The organism is Ideonella alba (assembly GCF_018069845.1).
Taxonomy (GTDB): Bacteria; Pseudomonadota; Gammaproteobacteria; order Burkholderiales; family Burkholderiaceae_C; genus Ideonella; species Ideonella alba.
Map to the genome: position 1 here is coordinate 21,979 of NZ_JAGQDD010000032.1, position 18,912 is coordinate 40,890.

Sequence of the window (18,912 nt, forward strand, 5' to 3'; positions counted from 1 at the left end):
CCTTTCAGGAGAATCGCGGACATGAGGAAGAGCAAGTTCACTGAGGAACAGATCATCGGGTTCCTCAAGCAGGCAGAGGCCGGCATGGCGGTGGCGGAGATCTGCCGCAAGGGCGGCTTCTCGGACTCCACGTTCTACAAGTTGCGCGCCAAATTCGGCGGCATGGACGTCTCGGAGGCGCGGCGGCTGCGCGAGCTGGAGGCGGAGAACGCCAAGCTCAAGCACCTGCTGGCCGAGGCACACCTGGACCTGCATGCGCTCAAGAGCGTGCTCGGGGTAAAAAGGTAGCCCCACAGGCCAGGCGCGAGATGATTGCGCGGCTGGTGCAGGAGCACCAGTTGTCCGAGCGTCGCGCGTGCAGGCTTGTGGGGCTAAGCCGAGACAGCTACCGGCACCCACCGGTGCCCAGCGTGCAAACGCAGGCGCTGAAGGACAAGATCGTCGAGATCGCGCACGTCCGGCGGCGCTTTGGCTACCGGCGCGTGCACGACCTGCTGCGGGGTGAGTACCCGGGCGTCAACCACAAGCGGACGTACCGGCTCTACAGCGCGGCCAACCTGGCGGTGCGCAAACGCAAGAAGGTCAAGCGACCGGCGATGGAGCGCACGCCGCTGAACATCGCCCAGCGTATCAACGAGGTGTGGAGCTTGAACGAGCACTGGTTTCAGACCCTGCACCAGGCAAGAACCGAGATCGCCAACTGGCAGCGCGACTACAACGAGGTAAGGCCCCATAGCAGCATAGGGCGGACACCACCAGCGCGCTTCGCCGAGCAGCGTCGCCGGCATGCAGGCGACGCTGCTCGGCACCTGACTCCCACGGAAATCCATTAACCTTCAACCCAGGACCCCTACCGAATCACTGGTACGGCCGAAGGGGGCAGGTCAGAGTATACGACGACTAGTTGAATGAATTAATGATCGGCTTTAGGTATTTAGTCAGCCCTGGAATTCACGCGCAGCCTGCATGAAGAAATCAGAACCGGCGACTTTCTTGGCCGACCTCTTCCAAGAGTCGGCACGGCGCGAATTGCGAGAGGACTGGAGGATTTTTTGATTCGGTTTGAACTTGACGCAGTTCGAGTTGTTGTCTGCCGGCTGCATACGTGTGGAGAACGATTGGAGCATCGGCTGATGAGCAACGTGATGTATCGACCCAGTAGAACCTGCTCAGCTCAAGCCGCTTTTGCATAAGCCTCATCCCGCCCTGCCCAGACGCGACACATGTCCGTGGCCCAGCGCTCGTTGGGCGCCTGGGCCACTGAAGGCAGTACCGACAATGAACGGCGAAAAATCCACGAATGGGGCCACGACTACAACGAGCACCGGCCCCACAGCTCCCTCGGTCACCTGACCCAGCGGGAGTTCATCGAACAAGGTCAGGACAACCCGTCACCGGTGGGCCGACTCCTGTTCAAACCTGTCTGAATCTAGTCCGACCTCAGTCCTCGACCATCTCTAGTCGCCTCAGAAACGTCAATCGGGCGTGCTTATTGGCGTTCATCCGGACTCAAGCTTTAGTTTGACAGGGCGTTTGGCGATTCCCAGTCTCTCAAAACCACCCCGGGTGAACACCCGCAACAACCTATTGAAGCTTCACACCTAACCCTTGCGCAAGCTGGCCGGGGTCATGTCAGTCCAGTGCCTGTTGATGTAGTCGAGGCAGTCCTCTTTGTTGTTTGGTTCGGTCTGGACCGCCCAGCCAGCGGGCACGGCGCGATCAGCCGGCCACAACGAATACTGTTCTTCCGAGTTCATCACTACCACGTACTTGTCGGCTTCCATTTGGTTACTCCTCGATTACCTACTGCAGTGAAGATGATTGTCTGTCGGCTGTGCGCATCGCGTCGTGCCTACGCGCTTGGCGGGTGATGGTAGGAACTTCCGGAGGGGATATGGCCCCCGTCGCTTGGTCAATGCTAGCCGCCAGCGCCGCAATCGTAGGGTGGTCGAACAGGCGGCGCAGCCCGATGTCGCCATACCCTTTTTCGGCGAGCCTACTGGCAATCTGAGTTGCTAGCAGCGAGTGGCCACCGAGGGCAAAGAAGTTATCGTGCACGCCGACGCGCTCGACACCAAGCACTTCGATCCATATTCCTGCCAACATTTCTTCGCTGGTGTTACGCGGCGCGACATAGCCCGTTCCGAGCGAATCACGCGACAACTCGGGTGCCGGCAAGGAATTGCGGTCGACCTTGCCGCTTGAGTTTAGCGGTAAGCTGTTCAGGAACACCCAGCCTGACGGGATCATATACTCGGGCAAGAAAGCCGAAAGCTGGGTACGCAAATCAACGATATCAAGCATTCCGGAAAGAGGTACGACATACGCTACCAGTCGCTTGTCTCCAAGCTCGTCCTCGCGAGCGGTCACAACGGCATCACCAATTCCAGCGCAGTCCAGCAGCGCAGCCTCAACTTCTCCCACTTCAATTCGGAAGCCACGGATCTTGACCTGCTGATCGATTCGGCCGAGAAACTCGATATTGCCGTCGGGCAGATAGCGCGCCAAGTCCCCGGTCTTGTACATTCGGCTACCAGGCTCATCGAAGGGATTGGGAATGAACTTCACCGCTGTCGGCACTGGACAGTTCAGGTAGCCGCGAGCCAATCCAGCGCCAGCGATATGCAGTTCTCCGGTCACGCCAATGGGGACCGGTTGTAGATTGCCATCAAGAATGTAAATCTTCCGTTGCGCTGTCGGGCGCCCGATTGGTATGAGTGGGCCGGACGGCATATGCAACGGCCTAAGCATGTACTGAGTCGCGGTCACGATCGCTTCGGTCGGCCCATAGGCATTTATAACCCTCATCGGGAGGGTAATTCCCCGGCAGGCCTGGGCCCGAACAGCCTCCCCGCCGACAATCAATGTGTCTAGCGGCAGTGACTCCAGGTCGGCAAGATTTTTCCGGGCATACTCATGCCAATAGGCTGCCGGGATGTCGGCCACACCGATCGACTGCCTGCGAACCTGAACAAGCAGTTCCTGCGGACTCCAAATCTCGCGGCCCCGCAGTATGACTGTGGCTCCGCATACCAGTGGTGAAAACAACTGCTCGACAGAGACGTCAAAGTTGATTGATGCCAACTGCAAGCATCGCGTCCCGGGCTTCAAACGGTATGCTTTGCTTCGCTCCAGCAAGTGACAAGCGGCGGCACCATGCTCAACCAGGACTCCCTTTGGCTTTCCTGTTGAGCCCGACGTGTAGATGCAGTACGCCAAATTCAGCGAAGACGTTAAGGTCTGTGGGTTGAGGTGTACATGACTGCCGATATCGGACCAGTCTGAATCAAGGCAAACGATCTCGTAGCTTGAACGTGGCAGGCGAGCCTTGAGGGATGACTGCGTGAGCACAATTTGCGCTCCAGTGTCCTGGAGTATGTAGGCTACGCGTTCTTCCGGATAGTCGGCATCGAGCGGTACGTATGCTCCGCCGGCCTTAAGAATACTAAGCAGCCCGATGACCATGTCTAGGCCGCGCTCCAAGCAGATCCCCACGAGTGTGTCGGGTTTGACTCCCTGGCACCTGAGGTGGTGCGCCAGCTGGTTGGCTTTGGCATTGAGCTGCGAGTAGCTCAGCTGCTTATCATCCATTGCCACGGCTGTTGCATCTGGTGAGCGCTCAACCTGCTCTTCAAACAGCTGATGGATGCATTTGTCTCTCGGGAAGTCAATCCGAGTGTCATTCCACCCCAGCAGGATCTGGTTCTGCTCCGGCTCAGTCAGCAGCCGCAGAGCAGCTACAGGACTGTCAGGTGCGGCGGCCGCCAACTCTTCGACCAACACGGCGTATGAACGCGCCATGGCCTGAACAAGCCAAGCATCAAGATGCCCGCGGTCGTACAACAGCCAACCGCGCAAGCCACATGAGTCCTCCCGAATATCCAACGTAAGCTCGTTCTTTACGAATTTGGGAACGCATTCGACAGGGGGGAGGCTTTGGTCAGCAAGACACAGAGGGGGTACCGGCTTTGCCTCATAACCAAAGCCAAGTTGCACCAGGGGCCCTTGGATGCTGTGGCCGGCTCGTTTCATCCCTCTGGCAACAAGAGGGAAGGGCAACGCGGCGCTCTCCATGAGGTCGAACAACTGGTCCTGCACGCCAGCCAGCAGACCGCGAACCGTGTCGCCGGTATCGATGCGGGCCCGGACAATGCCAAGGTTGGTCAGGTAGCCGATTGCGGAAACAGCCTCTGGTGACTGGCGATTACTCACAGGCATGCTGATCGCAAAATCGGCTTGGCCGGAGTAGCGGTGCACCAGCGCAGCGAAAGCCGCGAGGTGGTATGCGGTCGGCGTGATCCGGTGGCGCAGCGCGGCTGCGTTGATACGTTTGACGGCTTCGACGTCGAGGCTGAATTCCGCAACTCCCGAAATCGCGCTCCCCGTCTCCTGGTGGCGTGACTCACTGAGTAGCGGCAGTGCGACACGCGAGGGGATACCGGCAAGCCGACTGAGCGTTGCCTGAAGTGCAGCGTGTCCGGCCTGCGATTCGCAATAGCGGGCCTCCTCGCGTGCCAACTCAGAGGCGATCAGCGGCTGGGTCAGCCACGCGGGTTCGCGATGTTCGGCCAGCGCTTTGGACACGGCTGCAAGTTCGTCCAAAAAGACCTCAGCTGACGCGCCGTCGAACACGATGTGCGGGAAGCTCAGCACGACGCCGCCGTCGGTTCCAACGATTGGCTGCGCAACCAATGCGCGCAACAGCGGCGGTACCGCGAGGTCAAAGGGGCGCTCGGTCTCAGCAAGCGCCAGATCGCGCAATGGCGCGTGTACGAGAGTCACCGGTACGGCATGCAGGTCATCTGCGTCTTGGATGCTCAAGCTTGGCACGCCGGCTTGGGCGGTGATCGCCGAGCGCAGCGACTCATGACGGCGGCACAACACAAGCAGCGCACGCTCCAACAGCGCCGTGTCGACCGCCTGAGCGCTTGCAAAGGCAAATACCATGTTGTAGGCCGCGCTAGTGGCTGCATCGCTTTGGCACAGGTACCAGAGGCCCTGCTGGGCGATAGTGAGTTTGGACTTGTTCATAGGTACAAGCTCACGATGCGGTTGCATCGGCGACCTTCAGGGGACTCTCCGAAACGCGCAGTCCGCCTTGCCACCACAGCCCTGCGGTGCAGAAGGCGATCAGCAGCCCGCACGCCGAGATTAAGGAGCCTAAGGCACCGGTGAGCCCTGCCCCCCAGGTGGCTCCCAATGGCGCTAGGGTTTGAGTGATTGGGCCAAAGACGGTATTTGCGAGCGGAATAGAGCTCAGGGTCGCTAGCGGCGTCAGACCATACGCGACGACGGTGCGCACGGCGAAAACCTTGCCTTGCGTAGCGATAGGCACATTGGATTGCCAGATTGTCTGGCTGCACGCTGAGATCAGTGAGGTCGCCGCCCCGATAAGCAGGACGAGTACACACAATAGACGCGTGTCTCGCGCGATGCCCCATGCGAACATGCATATCGCGAGGAAGAACGCGGCGACAAGTACGGCATTGGCATGATCCATGGCGACCCGGCGCCTGACTAAATAGGCACCCACCGTGAAAGCGCCGGCACCTTCAAATGCCAAGGTGAATCCAAGATTGCGGTTGTCACTGAACGATAGGAGGTAGGGCGTGATGGTGACCACAAAAATTGTCAGGCCGATGTTGATCAACATGAAGAACAGCAACAGTCGACGCAAACCCGGACGGGCGAAGACCCAGCGGAACCCATAGGTCATCTCACCCCAAAATCCGGTCGAGTCTCCGCGCGCGGCTTTGTCAGCGGGACGGGAGGACGGGCGGATGGCCAGGATCCCTGCGATGCCGATAATGTAGGACAGGATGTCGAGTGCAAGCATCCCGTTGAGGCCGAGCAGTGTCAGGCCAAAGGCGCCCAGCAGTGGACCCAACACAACGTTGATACCGCGAAACACCTGCTGTAGGCCGTTGACTCTCGCCAAGTCCTCTCTTGGCACCAGTTCAGAAATCGTTGGGCTGAGGGCGGACCAGCGTAGCTCGGACGTCAGGCTTAGCAACATCATTGCCACCGCCACAAGGACAACGCTGAGTTCACCCGTGATGGATGCAAGCCAGATGACGCAGATCATCGCCAAGGACATAACGTCGGCGATCAGCAGCAGGCGTTTCTTGTCGCATCGATCTGTGATGAGCCCCGCGAATGGGGCGAAGAGGATCTCGGGCAGCGCGGCCAGTGTGCTGAGCACAGCAAAGATCGGGAACGACCCGGTTTGACGGAAGATCCAGACGTTCAGCCCAAACGATGTCAGGGTCGACCCAAGCGTACTGATGCCGCGTGTAGCGACCAAGACCCACGCTGATCGTGGGACGGCCGATGTGGGGCCTTCGGTCATGGTGTTAGAGGGCGGGGAGGAAGGGGAAGACCATGCCGGAGCATGACCACTGTATGAACTGCGCGTTCGATCGTCGTGATCTTGGCTTCGATCGGCTCGGACCACTCCGGGCCAAGGGCACCGGCGCAAAGCCAGGCGATCGCGTGGCCTGGCCGTGCCTCAATCGACAGAACCTCAACCTCGTCGAAATCGACGAAACGACGGACATGGCGGTGGATCGCCTTGTAAAGCGATTCTTTGGCAGAGAACAGAGCAGTGGCCCGCCATTGGTCGTCGCAGCCGTCGAACAACTGTTGGCGTTCGCGATCCGTGCAGCACAAGGCCTGAATGACAGCGAATCCAGCGTGATCGACGATTAGCTCCGAGTCGATCCCAATGCCGGCGCACACACTAGCTGGCGCGGCGACTGCGTAGGCCATCTCACTAGTGTGGGAGATCGACCCGACACTGCCGTCTGGCCAGACTGGCTCACCCGTATCGCCTCGCAACACAGGCCAGCCAATCCCAAACTGGGCGAGTGCCCGCCCAGCACAAAGCCGACCGGCTAGAAAGGAAGCCCGTCGACTAGGCACGGACAGCCTCAGCTCCGCCGGAAGTAGGCTATGCAACGCGTCCGCCAGGGTGCTGCAGACCGAAATCGGGATCGCCGCGCCGAAGCACGACGCTGGCAAAGCATGGGGCACGCGCTGACATGCCAAATCCAGTTCCGCAAGGCAAGAGGCGGTAGCCGCCAAGCTCGAGCCGCCCGCAGAGCCCGCTCCCCCGCTGGGCAAGAGGTGGAAGCGATTATCTTCTGTCATGCCCGATCATCCTGATGCACCGCCACCACGCGAAACTCGCTCGTGTACGGTTCGCCTTGGGTGTCTTGCAGCCACAGTGCATTCATGCCGGGCAGCATCTCCGAAAACACGAGGCATGCGTCGGCGCATGCACTACTGTCCAAAGCGACGCGCACCTGTTTGATGAGCAGCCGCACGAGCGCGGGGCTGCAGAAGTCCAGGTAGAAGGGCTTGACCTCGCAGGGCGACTTCACGAAGACCTGCTCCGGCAGCCGGTTCTGCGATTTCCAACGGCGCATGAACCGGAAAGCCTCTGCGTCACCGCCCTGGCAAGCGCCCGCCAGCTGCCGACACTCGACGCGCCAGCATTCGCGCTGCACGACCAAGTCGCCAATGGCAATCCGCGGCACGTGGGGACTTGGACTGAACATCCGGAACTGGTTTACCGCCAGCGTCGACATCGACTCACCGAATGCGTCGAGAATGTCGGCACAAAACCGGCCGTCATGGGTCCGCGCTACCAATTCGCCGTCCACGCGCTCGACGATCAGCTCGCCTACGGCAATGGCCGACGCAGGATCCAGCGGACAAGCGTCGTGAGAAAAGCAGATCTCCCGGTCGACGCCCGGTTCGGCTACGACCTGAACCCGCACCGGTTGGCCTGAGCCTACGCGCGAGAACAGGGGAAGTGCACGCGGCATGCCAAGATCGGCGCGCAAGGCTGCCAACAGCGACGATGGATCCGGATGCTGCTGACAGGCTGAGTGGTTGATAAGAGTGTTGACCCCCATGTGGAGTTCGCCGAGCACGAAGGACAGTTCGCCACGCCTGGCCGCCATTGAATCCGTTGCAGCGACCAGGATGTCCGGGCTCTGGTGGCACGCACTGCGCCAGCCACAGTCAGAGGCAATGAAGTTCTGCTCGACAGCGGCTTGCACGCGAGAGACTGGGAACACGAGCTGTCGGTCGCCGTCGGCATAAGGAAGGATGGATGCCCAGCGCGCGGCTAGCTCCTGCTGCAGCGACGATGTGTCAAGGGCTTGCCCCTGAAACAAGTCCTGAACGAGATACCAGAATCTGACGAGAGGCACAGCCTCGACGCCGCCACAACGGTCGAAGGCATCATGCATCGCCGCGCGTGCCAGCTTCGCGAGCTGATGGCAGTACCAGCGCGCGCTACTGAGCACTAAGTCCAGCGGCGCTTGCAGCTTCGCGCGTGCGTCGATGCCGAGACTGATACTGAGGTTGCGCCGGCAATCCTCGTAGACAATCGTACGGGCTCCATAGGTCTCCCCGGGCGCTCGCACCGCGGCAACGCCAGTCACTCGCTCGAAGGCCGAATTCAAGGCAGCCACGGCATCGGCAACCGCATCTGCGTCTCCAGCCGCTGCCGCCAGCGCCGTACGTCCTTGCTCTAGCGTGTCAAGTCCAGCGAGGGCTTCTTGCTTTAGATATTCGTTGTCGATTGCCTCCAGTTGGCGCCGCAGCGGCTGCTCTGGTCGAGGTTCGCCCACAGGGACCTGGAACTCCCAGACGATCCGGCGCGAGCCGGCCAGCGCCTCCAGGGTCGCGAAGACCTCCGATTCTTGTTCGAAGGGCCCGAACGGGTTGGCGCACAGGGCAGCAGCGATGTCGCTCGCGAGCGCGACGCCGTCGCAGCAGGCCACGACGGATGCAGACCGCTCGTCTAGCTCAACGGCGTGACCGTGCGGCATTTGAAGACGAGCACCATCCCATCTCAACTGCGGTGCTAAGCGAGGTGTCTGCCAATGGCGATAGCGCAAATCTGCGGACAAACGTTCTGCATAAGCGCGAATCGCCCAGTCTTCGAAATACACATGCCGCGCCTGGAGGAAAGAAGGCCCCAGGGCGCAGCTGATGTGGCCCGGCGATTCAGCGAAGAGTGCCCACGCCTCGGGCCCGAAGAAGCCAATCGTGTCATTCTTGATTGAATATCGCTGCGCATAAGCGGTGACCAGCGTCTCGGCCTGGCGCAACTTCGCCGAATCATCGACCACATCGACCAGCAGTCGGTCGACGCATTGGTGCAGCGCCTTCAGGTTTTGCCATGCCACGGCTTCCCGAAAGCGCTCCTGACGGGCAATCGTTGCGGCCCATTCGCGCGATCGCCGGGCTGCTTGCACATGGACATGTTCGTATCGTGCGCGAGCTGCTCTCAAGAGGTCCTCGGCCTCGATCATCGCCTCGGCCATGACGGTGCTTAGGTGAGGTAGCAGCGGTGTATTGTGGCCTGTGCGGTAAGCCTGTCGCAGGCCCCGCTGCAGGTCGCGCAGCTGCGCGGCATCCTGTGCTGGCGCGCCTGCGTTCAGACCCGGAGCCCGTATGCGCTCGCGCAAGGCTTCGGTCCGGCTTCTGAGCGCCTTGAGCGCGGCTTTGCGCAGAATGGCAACGCGCGTTTCGACCCCGTTGACTTCGTCTGCCGTCCGCGCCGCGTCCGCAGAAGCGAAACCGGCGATCAGCGAAGCAGAGAAACCAGCGCTGCGAAACTCGATGTCGCGCCAGTATGACCAGCCCTGCGGACTGGCCGGGGTCAAGTGGGCTGGGATCGCGATGGCGCGATGTACTACCGGCCCGGTAGATGCCCGCCTCATACCAACGTCACCCCAATGTCTTCTATATGGAGCGCAATGGCGCGTGGGGTGGCCAGCCGATAGAGGTCGCGCACCTTCAGTTGCACGCCCAGTCGGCTTTTGCAGGCCGCGACCAGGCGCAGCAGCTGCACCGAATGCATGCCATTGCGCAGCAGGTCATCGTCTGGTTCGATTGCGATAGAAGGCATCAGCTCACGCAGAATCTCGATGACCTCCGGCAGCGTCGGGCACTCAGCGTCGACCGCCGGGCACTCGATGCTCGCCCGGTCGGCACTCGAGGGCTCTGGCGGCGGCAACTGCAAACGGTCGACCTTGCCGTTGCGGCTGAGCGGCAGGTGCTGCAGGAAGACCCAGGCACCCGGAAGCATGTATTCCGGCAAGCGCTGCGCGAGCTGCGCACGGACGGCGTCGAGGTCCAACGCCGCGCCATCAGCGGTGACCAGATAGCCCACGAGCTGGAGGTCACCCGAGCCGCCCGGGTGAGCCGAGATCGCCGCCCCGCGTACGCCCGGCAGACCGACCAGGACGGCCTCAACTTCGCCGGGCTCGACCCGGAAGCCGCGGATCTTGACCTGGCTGTCCGTTCTTCCAAGGAACTCGATGTTGCCGTCGGGCCGGTAGAAGCCCTGGTCGCCGGTCCTGTACAGACGCTCGCCAGGCGCACCATAAGGATCGGGGACGAACTTCTCTGCGGTGAGGCCGGGCAGATTCAGGTAGCCGCGAGCAACCCCAGCGCCGCCGATGCAGATCTCGCCCGGAACGCCGAATGCCGTCGGCTCGAGGTTGGCGTCGAGCACGTACACGCGCACATTCGAAATCGAGCGGCCCAGCGGCACACTTGTGCCCGACGGCGGACGGTCGGTCGGGTCAACGCGGCCGCGCGTGGCAATGATGGTGGCTTCAGTCGGGCCGTAGGTGTTGAACAGCGTGAAGTCCGGATGGCGGGTCAAGCGCTGCCAGCGCTCGACATGCTCCCATTTCGCGGCCTCGCCGCCGATCACGGTGATCCGGACCGAATGCGGGATCCGGCTTCGGTCATCGGCATGCGTCACCAGGGCGGCCCAGAACGCCGTCGGCAGATCCAGCACTGTGAGTTCTTCCGCGGCCATCCACGCGAGGAACTCTTCGTCGGGCGCCCGCAGTTCCGGCGGCGCGATGACGAGCGTCGCGCCGACAAGCAGCGTGGGCACGATCTCCTCCAGCGATGCGTCGAAGCCGCATGAGCAGATCTGCAGAACGCGGTCTGAAGCAGTCAGCGCGCACGCTGTGCAATGCGACCACGCATGGTTCACGAGCGATCGGTTCGAGACGCCAACGCCCTTAGGGCGCCCGGTCGATCCGGACGTGAAGATGCAATAGGCCAGATGGCCAGGCCGGGAAACGTTCAGCGGGCGCTCGGACGACTGGCCAGAAAGATTGTCATCACCCCCGTCCAGCACGATGACGCGTGCGGCCGAAGAACGCAGCGCCGGCGCGTGCCGCGCCGTCGTCAATAGGACCGGCGCACCTGTATCGGCAAGCACACCGTCGCGCCGCTCGGCCGGATAGCCCGGATCCAGCGGCACGTAGACGCCACCTGCCTTGAGAATGCCCAGCAGTGCGACGATCAATTCGACGCCGCGCTCGACGCAGGCGACGACGGCGACTTCCGGCCCCACGCCGCACGAACGGAGGCAGTGCGCCAAGCGATTAGCACGCCGCTCCAGCTCGCCGTAGCTGACCCGGTGCGCTCCGGCCACGACCGCTGTCGCGCCGGGATGGGCATCCGCCTGCAGCTCGAACAGCTCGTGGACACACCGGTCCAGGTCCCAACCCTCGGATGTGTCGACGAAGTCTCTCAACAGCAGCCGGCGTTCGCTGGACGGAAGGACTGAGAGGTCCTGCAGACAGCGGCGGCTATCGGCCGAGATGGCGTGCAGCAGCGTCACGTAGTGGTCGAGCAACCGCTCAACGCTCGCTTCGTCGAGGCAGTCGGTGCTGTATTCGAACAGCAGCTCCAGACCCTCGCCCTTGCCAGGATTGCCGGCAATCACCACCACATCCAGGTCGAACTTGGCCGATCCGATGGCGATCGCTTCGTCGACGTCAACGACCAACTCGCCAAAGCGGGGTTGGGCTTCGAGGGAATCGTGGAACGAGAAGCCCACGTTGAACGGCGGTTCCCCTTGCAAAGTGGCCGACAGGTTCAACGCCTTGACGATCTCGCCGAGTGGCACCCGGCTGTGCGTCAACGCGAAGTCGATGGCGGCCGACGTAGCGTGTGCGAATGCCTCGAAGGGCATCCTCGGCGCGCAATCGAACGGCAACGGCAGCATGTTTACGAACATGCCGGTGGTCCACTGGTGCTTTGCCGCAGTGCGGTTGGCCAATGCCGTCCCGATGACAAAGCGTTGCTCGTTGCTGTGGCGCCCACAAAGCAGCCCGAAGGCGGAGAACATCAGCGCGAAACGCGTTACCCCCAGACTGGCCGCGACTGTATCGACCGCGCGCACGAGTTCAGCCGCGAGAGGCCTGCGCGCCTGGGCACCGATGCCCTGGCGCCGGGGAGGCCGCGGGCGGTTCGAGAACAGGCGAACCTGGGGGTCAGACGACGCTAGCGCCCCGCGCCAGGCCGAAAGTTGCGCGCGAAACTCGGCAGACTGCAGCCATGCACGCTCTTCGCAGCAGTAGTCGCCGTACTGCGCTTCGATCTGCGGCAGTCCCGCTGCGGAACCCGTCGTGGCGGCGCTGTACAGCGTCGACAGGTCACGCACCAGGATCCGGAAGGATTGCCCGTCGTGCAAGAAGTGGTGTTCGGATTGCAACAGGACGTGCTCGTCCTGCGCCATTCGCAGCAGCAGCCAGCGTGCCAGCGGTGCTTGTGAAATGTCGAACCGGTGCGCGAGTTCGGCGGCGATATGGGCTTGCAGCGCAGGCTCGCGTTTACCCAGCGGAAGCGCGGACAAGTCGACCACCGGCAGCGGGACCTCGAGGCGCTGTGACACTTGGCGAAAGAGTTCACCGTCGTGCTGGATGAACGCGGTGCGCAAGATCTCATGGCGGTCGACCAATTGGACGAGCGCGGTTTGCAGCGCCGGCACGTCCAGCGCTCCCCGAAAATTGAAGCGCGCGTGGAAGCGATAGGCGCGCCAGCCCTCACCAAGCTGCTCGAGAAACCAGACCTGATGCTGAGCCTGCGAGGCGCAAGGTGTGCTACCGGCGGAGTCCGCGGCGAACGCGTCCTGCCCGTGTGGATCAAGCACGGCGATGCAAGCCTGGGCGAATTCGGAGAGGGTCATATTGCCCAGAGGCGCTGGCACCCGATGTCCGCCGAAGAGCTTGCGGCCCGCCCGGAAGCTGAGGTCGATCGCCTGAATCGAGTTGCCGCCCAAGGTCGCGAACTGGTCGAGCCTGCCGACGCGGTCCAGACGGAGCACCTCCGCCCAGAGTTCGGCCAAGCGAGTCTCTAGGCCCGGCTTGGGTGCGACGTACGCGGTGGCGATCCCGTCGCGTCCCGATCCAGGCGGCGGCAGCGAGCGTCGGTCGATTTTCCCGCTTGGGCCATGCGGCATCGCATCGAGGACGGTCCAGGCGGATGGGATCATGTAGTGCGGCAGCTTGTGAGCCAGCCCGTCGCGCAGTCCTTCGACGGTCAGGCGCCGGCCCGGCGCCGCGGTCAGGTAGCACACTAGCCGCCTTTCGCCCGGAACGCGTTCCCATGCAACGACCACGGCTTCATGGACACCGGGCTCGCGGGCGACCACTGCTTCGATTTCACCGAGTTCGACACGGTGTCCGTTGATCTTGACTTGGTGGTCGATTCGGCCCGCAAACGTGATGCGACCGTCAGCGAGCCGCGCGCCGAGGTCGCCCGACCTGTACATTCGACTGCCCGGGGGGCCGTACGGATTGGGGATGAACTTTTCGGCGGTGAGATCCGGACAATTTAGATACCCCCGCGCCAAGCCTGAGCCGGCGATATGGATCTCGCCCACCTCGCCGGGTTGCACCGGCTCCAACTGCTCGTCGAGGATGTGGATCCAGGTCTCGTTGATCGGGTTTCCGAGCGGGACAGCGCTCGCGGCCTCCTGCGACGACACAGTGCCGCAGATGGCAAAGGTGGTCGTCTCTGTGGGCCCGTACCCGTTGACGAGCCGGCAGCCCGGCAGGGCCTTCAGCGCGCGTGCGACGGCACTGGGCATCAGCACGTCGCCGCCGGCAAGAAGCTGACGCAAGCTCGACATGCCCTCGAAATGGCCTGCACCGATGCGATGGAACAATGGCGCCGTCAGCCAGGCTGTGGTCACGCGGTGGAGCTCGATCGCGGCGGCGATCGTCTCCGGGTTCACCGGGCCGGGTTCGAGGATTGCTACGGTGCCCCCATTCAGCAAGGCACCCCACAGTTCGAAGGTGGATGCATCGAACGCCAATGGCGCGGCGTGAAGCAGGACTTCCTTCGCGTCCAGATGCACGTAGTCCGGCTCGCAAACCAGCCGCAGCACACCTGCGTGCGGAGTGAGAATGCCCTTGGGAGCGCCGGTGGACCCCGAGCTGAACATGCAGTACGCCACGTCGCCGGGCGCGGACTGGCCCACCGGATCGCGAGGGCTCTGCGTCGCGAGGTCCGGCACGATGTCGTCAAGGCACACGGACCGCGCTTGAATACCGTGGGGCAGGCGCGCGATTCGATGTCCGTCCGTCACGAGGACGCGTGCCTCCGTTTCGCGCAGCTGGTGTGCCAGACGTTCCGAAGGGCAGTCTGCCTCGATGGGCACGTAGCCGCATCCCGCCTTCAGAATGCCAAGCAGGGCTTCGATCGCAGCGCTGCTGCGCGGCAGCCAGACACCCACCAGCGAACCTCGCGTCATGCCGAGGCCGCGCAGGTAGTGGGCCAACTGATTGGCCTTACGGTTCAGTTGACCGTAGGTCGTGTGTGCAGCTCCGCAGACAAGCGCGACAGCATCCGGCGACGTTCGCGCGTGGTGCTCGAACCGCTCTTGTATCGAATTCGAATCGCGGACCGCGCATCGCGCCGGCGCGTCAGTATGAGCTGGGTCCATCGTCAGAGAAAATCGGCGATGTGGGGAGGTGGGATCAGGAAGAGCTTCGCTAACTGCTCAGAGCTTCCATTCCAGGGTGGCGCGAACCGTTGCCGCGCGCTCTTCTCGGGTCCTCTGCTGGAAGGTGCCGCTGGCATCCAAGTTCATCTGGTCAGTGAGCGTCGGTTGTCTCGACAAATTGCTCAGCGCGATGCGCAGCTGTGTGTCCTGATTCAACTTCCATAGGGCGTACGCATCCCAGACCGTCGAGCGATGACGACGCTCCAGCAGGGAGCTCGAGGCGCGGGCCGTACGTATTGACGAATACGTCAGGCTGGTGCCCACGGTGAGATGATGGGTCGGCAGTTGATAGTCGATCCCGACACTGGAGGTGAACGGCGTCTGCCCAACCATGCGGTTGCCGGGCTCGGGCCAGTTCGACAGGTGTGACCAGTTCCACCCCACGTTGCCGCGAAGGTCGACTTGGGGCCACTCCGCGCCCAGCTTCCGGAGGCTGAGCTTGCCGCTCAGCTCCAGGCCGGTCGTGATGGCCTTGCCATTGTTGAAGGGGCGCACGACCCAAGCTCCATCGACGAAGCTCAGTTCCTGGACGGTCACGTCGTCGATGCTACGGGCGTACGCCGTGGCGCTGACCATGCCGTCCAGCGCAGGCAAATAGTGTTCAAGTGAAATATCCAGGCCCCATGCCAGCTCCGGGCTTAGCGCCGGGTTGCCGCTGGTGTTCGGTGTGGTCGGCGTGTTGTCGTTGGCGACGTGCCGACGCGGATTGAGCTGGTCGGGCGTAGGAGCCTTGTAGGTCCGGCTTAACCCCAAGCGCAGCTGGTCGTCTTTGTATTCGAGCGGGCGCCAGACCATCTGGACGATCGGACTCAGTACCGCTGACCGGCTGTCGACGGTGCTGATGGTGTTGCCCGAGGCGTGCGTCAGCAGCGTTTCCCAACGAACACCAGCGTAGACCGACAACTCCTTGGTTATGGCCCATTCGTCTTGTGCGAATAGCGCGAGCTTGTCGATCCTGACGTCATTGATCTCGACCAGGTCGACGGCCGGATAGCCCGGCGGCGCCGACTGAAACTGCCGCCTGTCTTCGGACAGATTGGTCACCGAACCATCCCAGCCGAATTCCATCGCGTGGCCCTCGACCACCGGGGCTCGGAACTTGCCGTTGACAGTGAGCGTCCGCGTAAAGGTGGTCGCGAAGATGTCTTCATTGAGGGTGCGGAGGCCGTTTTCGTCAAAGCCTTCGAAGTGCGACGTGCCGAGGATGCGGAAGCGGCTCATCCCGAGCTTGAGGTCGAGGTCCGCTTCGTCGAACAGCTGCTGCCGCCACGCGAGGCGAAAGCGAGCGAGCTGGGCATTGATCCGCGAGAACTGCGTGTCGCTGGCGAAAGTCGGAACGACCCCGGTTGTGGAAATCCGTTCGTCGCTGGTGCGGTCTTCGATTCGACGCAGCGACAGCCATGGATCCAGCGTGAGGACAGTTCGGTCAACCGGCTTCCACTTGAGGGCCGATGCAAACTCAAGCTTGTCGATTCGCAGCGAATTCTCCTGGTCGGTATGCCGCCGCAGGAACTCGAAGCCGCTTGCATCCGTTGCGCTTTGATTGAGGGTGGTGGGCGTGCGCGAGTTGGTTTCGCTGGCCGAGGGCGAGAGCGAATATGACAAGTCGTTGACGACGCCAGAGAGCTCGCCGTTGATAGCGTAGCTTTCCTCGCCCTTCGGACCTCCAGCAGTGACTCGAATCGAGCGCGTGGCTTTCCGGGGGGGCTGGCGCAGGATGATGTTAATCGTGCCCGCGATTGCCTGGGTACTTTGGTCAGCGGTTGCGACCCGGCTGACCTCGATCCTTTCCACCAGGGAAGGGGACAAGGATTCGATCGCGAACCCAGGCGGAGCAGAATCTCCGTTGATCAGAATCTGCGTGTAGCCATTGCCCAGTCCGCGCATGCGGATGTCGGTCTTGCCCTGCCTACTAACGACCTCAAGGCCGGGAACGCGCCGCATCGAGTCTGCAAGATTCGTGTCGCCAAATTTTGTCAGTTCCGCCTGAGTCACCGTAACGCGCGCCGTAGTAGCACTCCGCTGATCGGCTAGCCCGTCGTCAGCAGCCGCGGTGACCTGGACTTGTTGGACGGCGCTATCCGCCGCGGCTGCGGTTCGGCTGGGGTCTTCAGCGAAAACAGACTGGCAAGCAAGAGCCGAATACACCAACGTCGCAGTTGTGGGCAGGTGCGCGACAGCCAATCGATGCATGTCGGTCTGCGGGCGAACCACGATCCTGGCGCCAACGTGCTGCCACAAGCGAACTGACGCCTCCGTTACTAGCCGTAGATTGGGGAATGCAACTAATGGGCCCCAAAGAACCTGTCCGCCCGTGACGCTGGGCGCTAGCTTAGCACTAGGCACTGGAATGCTACTAATGACGCCTCCCTGGATGCCCCATCATTGGGGCCGGCTAAGCCCCCCGCAAGCACCCGAACGATTGTTCTACTTTGCTCCCGATTGCCTTTGTCGACAATTTCACTGCGGAGCAGGCTCGGATGCTACACGAAAACTTTTCGGTGCGAACCCCGGCTTTCGTTTCATCAAGTTCAGCAGGAAGGCACGTGGTGCATGCGGTCGCAGGTGAAATGAAGAGGCTCTACTGAATTTCCAGTGGGTTACCGGGCAAGGGTTCGTATGAATAGGCCCCGGTTCCGCGGAGGCCAGTCGGTTTAAGTCAGACGATCGCGGCCTGACCAGCGCTTTGCCGATGGTAATTGGCTTCAAACTCAGCCGGCGGCACGTGACCCAGCGGACCCATCAGGCGGTGATGGTTGAACCAGGCCACCCATTCCAGGGTGGCCAGTTCCACCGCCTGCTTGGTCTTCCACGGCCCGCGCCGGTGGATGACCTCAGCCTTGTAGAGCCCGTTGATCGTCTCGGCCAGCGCGTTGTCGTAGCTGTCGCCCTTGGAGCCCACGGAGGGCTCAATGCCGGCTTCAGCCAGGCGCTCGCTGTAGCGAATCGACAGGTATTGCGAGCCCCTGTCGGAGTGGTGCGTCAGGCTGCCGTCGTCGTCGGGCTTGCGGTCATACAGCGCCTGCTCCAGTGCATCCAGGACGAACTCCGTGTGCATCGAACTGCTCTGGCGCCAGCCGACGATGCGCCGGCTGAAGACGTCCACCACAAAGGCCACGTAGACCCAGCCCTGCCAGGTCGAGACGTAGGTGAAGTCCGACACCCACAGCTGATTCGGCCTCTCGGCTCTGAACTGCCGATTGACCCGGTCCAGCGGGCACGGCGACTTCGGGTCAGGGATGGTGGTGCGCAGCGCCTTGCCTCGGCGAACGCCCTGCAAGCCCTGCAGCCGCATCAGACGCTCGACCGTACAGCGCGCCACCTCGATGCCCTCGCGGTTGAGCTGATGCCAGACCTTCTCGGCACCATAGACCTGAAAGTTGGCCCGCCAGACCCGCTCGACTTCGGGCACGAGGACAGCGTCGCGCTGGGCTCGATGGGACCGCAGCTCAGGCCTGCGCTGACACGCGGCGTGGTGCCGGTAGGCGGATGGGGCGATCTGCAGCACACGGCAGATCGACTTGAATCGCCCCGGGTTCAGTAGACACCTTCGAGCCTCAAACTGAGCCCAATAGGAGGTGCCATGACGAAGAACCAGCACTACCCGGAAGAATTCAAGATCGAGGCGGTCAAGCAGATCACCGAGCGAGGCCACAAGGTGGCCGAGGTTGCGACCCGCCTGGGGGTGAGCCAGCACAGCTTGTACAAGTGGATCAAGCTCTTTGGTCAGCCTGCGCAGGACCGCCAGGCCCAGGCGTCGCAGACGGAGGAATTGCGGCGCCTGAAGGCTGAGCTGCGGCGCGTGACCGAGGAGCGCGACATCCTAAAAAAGGCCGCCGCGTACTTTGCCAAGCAGTCCGGGTGAGGTACGCGTTCATCAAGGCGAACGAGGCCCAGCACAGTGTTCGGCGCATGTGCAAGGTGATGCAGGTGCACCCCAGCGGCTATTACGCGTGGAAGGCCGATCCGCAAAGCCCAAGGGCCAGGGATGATCAATGTCAATGGCGCCGTACTTTTCCCCATTTCGGGCGGACGAATTTTCCCCACCCAAGCGACCAGGGTCCTCAGCCCGG

At 62.4% G+C, this 18,912-nt stretch carries 9 protein-coding genes and 3 pseudogenes; 3 read left to right on the forward strand and 9 right to left on the reverse strand.

Annotated elements, in window-relative coordinates:
- Positions 1–21 precede the first annotated feature (21 nt).
- A pseudogene (locus KAK03_RS24040) lies at positions 22–833 on the forward strand (transposase).
- A gap of 105 nt (positions 834–938) precedes the next feature.
- Here the strand turns inward: KAK03_RS24040 and KAK03_RS24045 are convergent.
- Complete coding sequence (locus tag KAK03_RS24045; RefSeq protein WP_210857223.1) at positions 939–1,127, reverse strand: hypothetical protein; 189 nt, start codon at positions 1,125–1,127, stop codon at positions 939–941.
- A gap of 96 nt (positions 1,128–1,223) precedes the next feature.
- On the opposite strand from KAK03_RS24045, the gene KAK03_RS24050 reads away from it, so the two are divergent.
- Positions 1,224–1,427, forward strand: a complete 204-nt coding sequence (locus KAK03_RS24050) for an integrase core domain-containing protein (RefSeq protein WP_210857224.1) — start codon at positions 1,224–1,226, stop codon at positions 1,425–1,427.
- Positions 1,428–1,601: 174 nt separating this feature from the next.
- Here the strand turns inward: KAK03_RS24050 and KAK03_RS24055 are convergent, their stop codons facing one another.
- From KAK03_RS24055 to KAK03_RS24090, 8 genes and pseudogenes are all read right to left on the reverse strand, one after another.
- Positions 1,602–1,784: an MbtH family protein gene (locus KAK03_RS24055; RefSeq protein ID WP_210857225.1), complete on the reverse strand. Its 183-nt coding sequence runs from the start codon at positions 1,782–1,784 to the stop codon at positions 1,602–1,604.
- 19 nt (positions 1,785–1,803) lie between these two features.
- The gene (locus KAK03_RS24060) at positions 1,804–5,031 is read right to left on the reverse strand and encodes a non-ribosomal peptide synthetase (protein WP_210857226.1); all 3,228 of its coding nucleotides are present in this window, start codon (positions 5,029–5,031) and stop codon (positions 1,804–1,806) included.
- A gap of 10 nt (positions 5,032–5,041) precedes the next feature.
- The gene (locus tag KAK03_RS24065; protein ID WP_210857227.1) at positions 5,042–6,349 is read right to left on the reverse strand and encodes an MFS transporter; all 1,308 of its coding nucleotides are present in this window, start codon (positions 6,347–6,349) and stop codon (positions 5,042–5,044) included.
- Positions 6,346–7,149, reverse strand: a complete 804-nt coding sequence (locus KAK03_RS25550) for a 4'-phosphopantetheinyl transferase family protein (protein ID WP_210857228.1) — start codon at positions 7,147–7,149, stop codon at positions 6,346–6,348. Before KAK03_RS25550 ends, KAK03_RS24065 begins: the two co-directional genes overlap by 4 nt.
- Entirely contained in the window at positions 7,146–9,683 is a 2,538-nt protein-coding gene (locus KAK03_RS24075; RefSeq protein WP_210857229.1) for a lantibiotic dehydratase, read from the reverse strand. The genes KAK03_RS25550 and KAK03_RS24075 overlap by 4 nt, the downstream gene beginning before the upstream one ends.
- Positions 9,684–9,736: 53 nt before the next feature.
- Entirely contained in the window at positions 9,737–14,779 is a 5,043-nt protein-coding gene (locus KAK03_RS24080; RefSeq protein ID WP_210857230.1) for a non-ribosomal peptide synthetase, read from the reverse strand.
- A 57-nt stretch (positions 14,780–14,836) separates the two neighbouring features.
- The gene (locus KAK03_RS24085; RefSeq protein ID WP_210857231.1) at positions 14,837–17,032 is read right to left on the reverse strand and encodes a TonB-dependent receptor plug domain-containing protein; all 2,196 of its coding nucleotides are present in this window, start codon (positions 17,030–17,032) and stop codon (positions 14,837–14,839) included.
- 466 nt (positions 17,033–17,498) lie between these two features.
- Positions 17,499–18,356: pseudogene (locus KAK03_RS24090) on the reverse strand (IS3 family transposase); the annotation flags it as partial.
- Positions 18,357–18,422: 66 nt separating this feature from the next.
- On the opposite strand from KAK03_RS24090, the pseudogene KAK03_RS24095 reads away from it, so the two are divergent.
- A pseudogene (locus KAK03_RS24095) lies at positions 18,423–18,835 on the forward strand (transposase); the annotation flags it as partial.
- Positions 18,836–18,912 lie beyond the last annotated feature (77 nt).

Bases quoted from the DNA above. Each gene is read 5' to 3' on its own strand.
- KAK03_RS24045 (WP_210857223.1), bottom strand. From the start codon at position 1,127: ATGCTCCAATCGTTCTCCACACGTATGCAGCCGGCAGACAACAACTCG.
- KAK03_RS24050 (WP_210857224.1), top strand. From the start codon at position 1,224: ATGTCCGTGGCCCAGCGCTCGTTGGGCGCCTGGGCCACTGAAGGCAGT.
- KAK03_RS24060 (WP_210857226.1), bottom strand. From the start codon at position 5,031: ATGAACAAGTCCAAACTCACTATCGCCCAGCAGGGCCTCTGGTACCTG.
- KAK03_RS24055 (WP_210857225.1), bottom strand. From the start codon at position 1,784: ATGGAAGCCGACAAGTACGTGGTAGTGATGAACTCGGAAGAACAGTAT.
- KAK03_RS24080 (WP_210857230.1), bottom strand. From the start codon at position 14,779: ATGGACCCAGCTCATACTGACGCGCCGGCGCGATGCGCGGTCCGCGAT.
- KAK03_RS24085 (WP_210857231.1), bottom strand. From the start codon at position 17,032: ATGCATCGATTGGCTGTCGCGCACCTGCCCACAACTGCGACGTTGGTG.
- KAK03_RS25550 (WP_210857228.1), bottom strand. From the start codon at position 7,149: ATGACAGAAGATAATCGCTTCCACCTCTTGCCCAGCGGGGGAGCGGGC.
- KAK03_RS24065 (WP_210857227.1), bottom strand. From the start codon at position 6,349: ATGACCGAAGGCCCCACATCGGCCGTCCCACGATCAGCGTGGGTCTTG.